At 60.0% G+C, this 7,514-nt stretch carries 6 protein-coding genes and 1 pseudogene; 2 read left to right on the top strand and 5 right to left on the bottom strand.

All coding sequences use genetic code 11. The features are described 5' to 3' along the window. Positions 1-264 precede the first annotated feature (264 nt). Positions 265-1,800, top strand: a complete 1,536-nt coding sequence (locus C9E82_RS21520; RefSeq protein ID WP_119899936.1) for a phospholipase D family protein — start codon at positions 265-267, stop codon at positions 1,798-1,800. Positions 1,801-1,973: 173 nt separating this feature from the next. Here the strand turns inward: C9E82_RS21520 and C9E82_RS21525 are convergent, their stop codons facing one another. The 5 genes and pseudogenes from C9E82_RS21525 to C9E82_RS21545 form a co-directional block, all read right to left on the bottom strand. Then, positions 1,974-2,414, bottom strand: a complete 441-nt coding sequence (locus C9E82_RS21525; RefSeq protein WP_119899933.1) for a hypothetical protein — start codon at positions 2,412-2,414, stop codon at positions 1,974-1,976. Further along, entirely contained in the window at positions 2,414-2,809 is a 396-nt protein-coding gene (locus C9E82_RS21530) for a hypothetical protein (protein WP_119899963.1), read from the bottom strand. Before C9E82_RS21530 ends, C9E82_RS21525 begins: the two co-directional genes overlap by 1 nt. 8 nt (positions 2,810-2,817) lie before the next feature. Then, positions 2,818-4,188, bottom strand: coding sequence for a hypothetical protein (locus C9E82_RS21535; RefSeq protein WP_240643629.1), 1,371 nt, complete (start codon positions 4,186-4,188; stop codon positions 2,818-2,820). Positions 4,189-4,362: 174 nt separating this feature from the next. Next, a pseudogene (locus tag C9E82_RS21540) lies at positions 4,363-5,537 on the bottom strand (IS5 family transposase). Between the two features lie 358 nt (positions 5,538-5,895). Beyond that, positions 5,896-7,026 carry an IS110 family RNA-guided transposase gene (locus C9E82_RS21545; protein ID WP_119899929.1) on the bottom strand — a complete coding sequence of 377 codons (1,131 nt, stop codon included), beginning with the start codon at positions 7,024-7,026 and terminating at the stop codon, positions 5,896-5,898. Between the two features lie 210 nt (positions 7,027-7,236). On the opposite strand from C9E82_RS21545, the gene C9E82_RS24250 reads away from it, so the two are divergent. Beyond that, positions 7,237-7,428: a hypothetical protein gene (locus tag C9E82_RS24250; RefSeq protein WP_147482380.1), complete on the top strand. Its 192-nt coding sequence runs from the start codon at positions 7,237-7,239 to the stop codon at positions 7,426-7,428. Positions 7,429-7,514: the final 86 nt, after the last annotated feature.

Genomic DNA, 7,514 nt, shown 5'->3' on the forward strand with positions numbered 1-7,514 from the left:
CAGGTGCGATTCTCGGCGGCGCGCTTCTGGGACGAGGGGGAGTTCGACCTGACCGACGCTTCCGTGGCGGCCGGGCAGGCCCGGTCACTGGCTCGATCCGTATGGAACTGCTCTATGGCTGCGCAACCACTTGTCGGCTCGGGAGCGGTCGGCCCATCTCCGGGCTTCGGTCGCGCTCTTCCTTGACGGATATCGCCCGCGGCGGCAGCCTCGAGATTCCGGCGGGGATCGGTCAGCGCCCGCAATCGCAGGAGGACAGCCTACATGCAGATCCTGAAATGGCTTTTGCTGGCGGTTCTGGTCGCAGGGGCGGCGATCCTGATCCTGCGGCTGGTCTTTCCGCTGCCGGATGTTTCCGCCCGCCCACATGAGATCGCGCTGCCGCCGGATGCGCAGGGCCGGATCGGCCGCGCTTTCGCGGATCGGATCGCGGCCCATCCCGGCCAGACCGGCGTGGTCGCGCTTGGCAATGGCCATGATGCGCTGGCCAGCCGTCTGACCCTGGCCGATCTGGCCGAGACCTCGATCGACGCGCAATATTACATCTGGCACGACGACACTTCGGGCCTGCTGCTTCTGGACGCGTTGCACCGGGCGGCGCAGCGCGGCGTGCGGGTGCGGCTGCTTCTGGACGACAACGGTATCCCGGGGCTGGACCCTCTGCTGGCCACGCTGAACGCGCAGGAGAATTTCCAGATCCGGCTGTTCAACCCCTCGACGGTGCGCAGCCCGAAATACCTGGGCTATGCCATCGACTTCTTCCGCATGAACCGCCGGATGCACAACAAGAGCATGATCGTGGACGGCAGTGCTGCGATCATCGGCGGGCGCAATATCGGCGACGAGTATTTCCAGATCGGCAATGCCTTCTATCTCGACATGGACGCGGTCGCCGTGGGCCAGGTCGTGCCGGAGACCAGCGCGGTCTTCGACGCCTATTGGAACGCCGCCTCGGTCATCGAGCTTGAGCGGGTGGTCGGCGGCGCGGGCGATATCGCCGCCTTCGAGGCGCGGACCGCCGCCCTGCGCGAGACCGGCGAGGCCCGCGAATTGCTGGGCGTGGTGGAAAGCAGCGCCCGCGCCGCCGTCGAGGGGAGGGTCGCGCATGAATGGACCCATGTGCAGCTGGTCGCCGACGATCCGGCCAAGGGGCAGGGCATCGCCACCGAGGACCAGCTGATGATCTCGCGCCTGGCGCAGATCCTCGGCGGGATCGAGACGCGGCTGGACCTGGTCTCGGCCTATTTCGTGCCGAGCCGCAGGGGCACCGATGTCTTCTCGGACCTGGCGCGCAAAGGCATCGAGGTCAATATCCTGACCAATGCCCTGAACACGACCGACGTGCTGCTGGTCCATGCCGGCTATACGAAATACCGCCGCGACCTGCTGCAGGCCGGCGTGAAGCTTTACGAGCTGAAGCTGCGCGGGGCCCAGTCCGACAAGCAGATCTTCCCGATGGGGATTTCCGGTGCCAGCCTTCACGCCAAGACCTTCGCAGTCGATCACCGGCGCGTCTTCATCGGCTCGTTCAACTTCGATCCGCGCTCGGTCGATCTGAATTGCGAGATGGGCTTCCTGATCGACAGCCCCATCATGGCCGCGCAGGTCTCCACCGCCTTCGACGACACGATCCCGCTGGTCAGCTACCAGCCCGCGCTGACGCCCGAGGCCAACATGGCCTGGGTCGAGACCCTGCCCGAAGGCCTGACCGAGATCTATCAGCAGGAACCCGGCGCGACATGGCTCCAGCAGATCGCCATCGCGGTGATCGGTATCCTGCCGGTCGAGTGGCTGCTGTGAAGGCCGGAAGTGTGGATTGGGATCATTGATGGGGTAAGCGTAAAGGGCGGGAAGCAGGCATTCGCTGCGGTCTGCACGAGCGACAGTTAAGCGAAGCGAGCAGACGTAGTAAAGTCGTTGTGTTGGCGTCTACCTTTCACAGAGCTCAAGCCGCAACCGCCTTTGCTAACGTTCTACAACGCTTCGTCTTCGTCCTCTTCTTCGCCTTCAATGTCCTCCTCGTAATCGGCCTTGATATAGGCGATCAAATCGGGAGTGATCCAGCGATGACCATAACCACCAATATGCATGAAGTGCTTTTTCTTGAACGACTCTAGGGCCGACTTAAATTGCACCATGACAAGAACCGCGTCACTGACTTGAGGTAAATCGTCGTCATCAAGCGCTTCGAGATACTTGGCATCAGGTTGCCCCTCCAATACCATAAGCAGGTTTTGAAGCACCCGGTTCACGATTTTGACCTTACCCGCGTTCATTGTAGCATCGGGCTTTTTCTTCGAAAGTTCCTTCACTTCATCAAGCAGCGACCCGAAGATGTGATGACTTGCTTCATACTCCGTCACCCGTGCAGGAGTTGTGACATACGGGAAATGATAATCGTCTTCAAATGCCATTACTTCCTACCAATCTTTGTGGGTGGGCCAGAGCGAATATCGCTAGATTTTCCAGAAACAATATAGTGCCAACCGTAGATTCCGTTCACTTTGCTTTGTACCACATTGTCAGAGCGGAACCGCTCCGCCTCTTCCATGTATTGCGCAATGACCATAGTTACATCGCTGGTTGACGGTGCATCGTCAGAATCGAACTGATCAAACTCATCAAACGGTTTATACTTCTGGCCGAGGACTTCGTTGCCCATCGCCAGAACACGGTTTATGAACTTCAATTTGAATGAGTTGACTGAATCGCTTGGATTCTTCTTTGCGAGAGTTCCGATTTCAGCGTAGAGTCCCTGGAGCTGCCCAATGAGTTTCTCAAGCTGTTCCACATCTTCCTTGTTGTCCATGATCTCTCCTATGGGCAAGAGCGCCGAAACTCGACGTATTTCTTGTTCAGAATATCGAGTGGCGCGCGTTGTTTACTGTCGAAGACCTCCACCATCTGCTCTAGGTCTATGTCGGTGAGGGTGATCACAGCCTTTCGCTGCCCACCCCACAGGTTGATCGTGCGCTGAAATTCAGCCCGCTTGAGCGGCTTTCGGGTCACGAATACCCCGAACTTGCCGAGCTCGTCTGTCAGGTAGCGGTTGATCTGGTCGATATGCGTTCGCTCTATCGCCGCCACGTTCTTCATCTCAAAGGTTATCTGACGGGACCCGTAGTCGTCCATTAGTTCTTGAAGAAGTGGCGTTGAGCGGGTGTTATAGAAGATCAAGTCGCGGATGGACACGCCGTCGTCCGTGCGTGCCTGCTCCTGAGCAAAGTCGAGGTTCGGATAGAACAGCGAGGGGAGTAAACGCCCGACCAACTGTTCATACTTCGCGTCAACACCGTTGGTTTTCCCTGTCGGCAACTTCTTTATCTCGGCAAATACCCGCTTTGCCGAAGTGACTGGTAGTTGAGAGAACAGCGGGTCGTTCGTGCAGTCGTCTGCCGACCGTTCTTTCAACCGAATATATTGATCAATGACACCATAGTTTTGGCGGTTATAGCTGAGAACCTTAACCCGTGTCAGCTCCTCTGGCTTGTGCGAAATCTCGTCCTGCGGGCAGTGCTTTTCAAAGTATTCATCGTAATTAATCCACGGCGCAAACCGCAGCCACCGCTTTGGCACAAAGATAATCGGTGAGCCATTTTCAGGGTTCACAGGCAATGGCACGCCAACTTCCCGTTTGAACATGCCTGAGCGAGCGTCATAAACATGCTCGACGGTGCATTCCTGAGTTGGAACGCCGAGTTTTTGGCATTGTTCAATCGTGAAGTCGATCAAAAACGACTTGAGGAAGTTGCAGCCAATATCAGAAATACGGTCCCTTGATATTCCCTCGATGAAAAACTGAATCTCCTCGAAGTGTCTGAACCCGCTCTGTTGATAGCGCGGAATCACCTTGAATAAGTCGATGATCTCGCGTGCCTTGTCTACGCCAATCCGCTTTCCCTTTCGGGTAAGAGACGTGCCCAAGCCTACTTCGTCGCACTCGGAGGCGATGATCAATGTCTCGATTGCCTGTGCTTCTTTGCCTTGCGCGGCGAGAACCCCAAGGTGATTGAAGGCGTTGATTAAGCCTGTGTGAAGCCCATGATCCTGCTGAGAGGGTGATCGCCAAAGCATGAATGGGTCAAGGTAAAGGGGAATGTCCTCATCCAGAAACGGAATCGCGAAGTCGAGATCGACCTGTGCGGCGTGTATCCCATGATAATCTGTAAGACGAGGACGAATAAGCAACGATACCGCCGTATGCTGGGGGTGGTTACTTTACCGATACCAAATATTGTGCGCCGTTGGCAACTAACAGGTCGCTGAATTAGTCGGCGTGTCGGAACGTTTTCCCGTCGGATCGACGGGTGGCCTTGCACGTCCGACTGTTTCTACGAACGGCATGGGTGCCGGTTTTCGGCTTCATGCTGCCAGCAGCCTGGGCAGTCGAGCCAGGTTGTTGGCGACCATCGTCAGGATGAAGCGGGATCGCACGCGTTCGATGCCGCGATAGACGGTCTGGGCCATGCCGCCGACGGTCTTGGCCCAGCCGAAAGCCTCCTCGATGCGCTTGCGGTGTTTCTGGGACAGGGCATGGCTCTCATGCCGGGTGGTGCGGCCGTCGATCGCTGAATGTCGCGCTTGTCTCGCGCGACATGCGGGGTCACGCAGGCCCGGCGCAGGTCGGTGACAAACCCGGTCGCGTCATATCCCTTGTCTGCCCCAAGCGTCAGCCGCCGGGTCGATCCGGGGGAATGGCGATGGATCATGTCCAGTGCGGCCCGCCGTTCGGCACGGCCATCGGCCTGGGTCAGGTCGCCCTGCACGATCAGACCGCTCCTGTTCTCCATCAGCGCATGCCCGATGAAGCACAGCATCGCGCCGGTGCCGGGGGACTTCTTGTAGAGCCGGGCGTCCGGGTCGGTGGTCGAGACATGGGTAGCATTGGAGCGTCGTTCGCCGCGGAAATCGACCTCGACGTTGCGGTTCTGGCGGGTGGCCCGGGGCATCGGGTCGGTCTCGGGTTCAGTTGGTTCGGGCTGGTGATTGGCGGTGGTGTCGGATCCGGGCGGATCGCCCCGGCCATCGTCGTTGGGTGGACTGGCCCCGGCTTGGGGCTGAAAGCTCTTCATCGAAGCCCATGCCTTGACCAACGTCCCATCCACCGAGAAGTGGTCGTCCGACAACAGCGGCACGACCTCCCGATGTGCCAGGATCGCGGCCATCACCTTGCGCGACATCTCGGTCGTCAGCAGCCGATCTCGGTTCTTGGTGAAGACGGTCGGCACCCAAACGGGATCATCGATGCCCAGCCCGACGAACCAGCGGAACAGCAGGTTATACTGCATCTGCTCCATCAGCTGCCGCTCGGAGCGGATCGAGAACAGGATCTGAATCAGGCTGGCCCGGATTAGCCGTTCCGGTGCGATCGATGGGCGCCCGAAGTCGGTGTAAAGCACCTCGAACTCGCCATCGAGGCTGGCCAGCGCCTCGTTCACCACCTGCCGGATCTTGCGCAGCGGATGCCGTGCCGGGATGCGCGCATCCAGATCGACATAGCTGAACAGCGACCCGCTTGCTTCGTCTGTCCCGCGCATCATCATCCTCGCCGTTGCTTGCCGAGGGTGAATCATGTTCCGAATACTGCGTCTAGGGCCGACTATTTCAGCGTCCTGCTCTCATGATCGTTGTCAACCCTCTGTTTCATTGCAAATAATCCGGCGGGACCGGGTGTATCGTGATGGAGATGCGCAGGGTAGGAGACGAAACTGAGACGACGGTTGAGCAAGCTCTCATGCGCGGGTTGGATACCGCATGACCGTGGTTTCGTCCTGGGGCTGCCTCGCTCTAAGGATCGGGCATCGACAGTGTCGGCCCATAACAGGCGACGAGGGTTCCCCACCGCGTTCCGTCCCCAACCCTGCGCATCAGGCTGATGCGGGTGCGTTCTGTCTTTTAGCCTTCGCGGACCTCTGTGTTTCCGGGAGGGACGGCCACTGCCTTTGCGATGGCCCAGAGGAAGCCGACCATTTCGCGGGCGATCGCCGTGACGACCACCACCTTTGCCTTTCCGGCCGCAACCAGATGGCGGTAACGCTGGCACATCCTGAGCTGGCCTTTCCAGGCGATATCACGCGCGCTTTTGGGCAGTGCCTCCAGACGGGCGTGGAGCTTCGGGCTGACGCGGGCCTGCATCCGGTAGCTCCATGCGCCTTCGATCAAAGCGCGGCGGGCAAGGCCACTGCCCGCCTTGGTGATGCCGCCCCGCCGCACGCTGGCGCCGCTGGAATGTTCCGATGGGGTCAGCCCCAGATAGGCCATCAGTTGCCGTGGATTGTCGAAGCGCTGGAAGTCCCCGACCTCGGCCACCACCGTCACCGCGACGATGAACCCGACGCCGCGCATCGCCTGAACAGCGTCCACGACCGGGGCGAGGCTCCAGGTTGGCAGAAGATCCGCGATCTGCCCTGTCAGACGCTCGACCCGCGCCTCGGCATCGGCGACGGCATCAATGTAGTCCTGAAGGACGATCTGTTGCGCCGGATGCATGAACCGCACCATCGCCAGCCAGCGCCGGTATGCACCCGTCCAGCCCTTCTTGCCGGGATAGATCCGGCCGTGGCGCAGCAGAAAGCCCTGCAAGTGTTGGCGGGCCTTGCCCGTCACGCGCATCGCCGTAGCCCGCGCCCGGACCAGATCGCGCATCGCCTCATGCGCGGCATCCGGAACCCAGACCGCAGTCAGTTCGCCGGCCCGGTGCAGCTTTGCCAGCATCACAGCATCGCGCCGGTCGGTCTTCACCCTGTCGCCCGTCTTCATCGGGATCAGCGATGGCGCCACCACGATGCAGTCGTGCCCCATCTCGACAAGCTGGCGGTAGAGGCCATAGCCGCAGGGACCCGCTTCATAGCAGAGATGCAGCCGTGCCCCACTGGCCGAAAGCTTCTCGACCAGTTTGCGGACATGATCGGGACGGTGCGGCACCGTCCCCCAGTGGCGGACCTCGCCGCCACGTTCGCCTTGCGCAACCGCAACAGATATCGTCGCCTTGTGGACATCCAACCCAATGAACGTGCTATCCTGCATGTGGTCTCTCCCCCATTCCTGAGGCTCGGCACCGGCCCGTCCGGCGCAACCCTCGAACGGAGAATGCCGCGGGAGAGGCCACCGGCCCAGTCAGATCACAGCGCGATCATGGGGTCTAAGTTCCGGTTCGCCCTGGTTCTTGCTGAATCGCCAAATCTTCTGGCGCGCATCATCGGCTGCGAATGCCCGAAGATATGATTGGGAGACCCAATGACAGCGCTTGGTGATTTGCCCGGCCATCGGTCAGCTCGTTTCCCAACCATCGGCTACATGAGCCGCATGGCGAAGTTCAAAACGCCGCTCGTACCCACCCCGAAGTTTGCTTCCCCACGCATCGTGCGCCAATTCTGCGATGACATCTCTGTCAACGGCGGCGTAAAAACCTGCCACGGGGCGGCGTAAAAGTCGGCCACCCTTGCGCGCGGCTGAGACCTCCGTGAGGGCGTAGCCCGAGCGGGGGTCTCAGCCGCGCGTTGCGATTTTCGAGG

The organism is Paracoccus sigandri (genome assembly GCF_003709565.1).
Lineage (GTDB): Bacteria > Pseudomonadota > Alphaproteobacteria > Rhodobacterales > Rhodobacteraceae > Paracoccus > Paracoccus siganidrum.

Excerpts from the sequence above, each read along its gene's own strand:
- C9E82_RS21545 (WP_119899929.1), bottom strand. The coding sequence starts at position 7,026 with ATGCAGGATAGCACGTTCATTGGGTTGGATGTCCACAAGGCGACGATA.
- C9E82_RS24250 (WP_147482380.1), top strand. The coding sequence starts at position 7,237 with ATGACAGCGCTTGGTGATTTGCCCGGCCATCGGTCAGCTCGTTTCCCA.
- C9E82_RS21525 (WP_119899933.1), bottom strand. The coding sequence starts at position 2,414 with ATGGCATTTGAAGACGATTATCATTTCCCGTATGTCACAACTCCTGCA.
- C9E82_RS21530 (WP_119899963.1), bottom strand. The coding sequence starts at position 2,809 with ATGGACAACAAGGAAGATGTGGAACAGCTTGAGAAACTCATTGGGCAG.
- C9E82_RS21520 (WP_119899936.1), top strand. The coding sequence starts at position 265 with ATGCAGATCCTGAAATGGCTTTTGCTGGCGGTTCTGGTCGCAGGGGCG.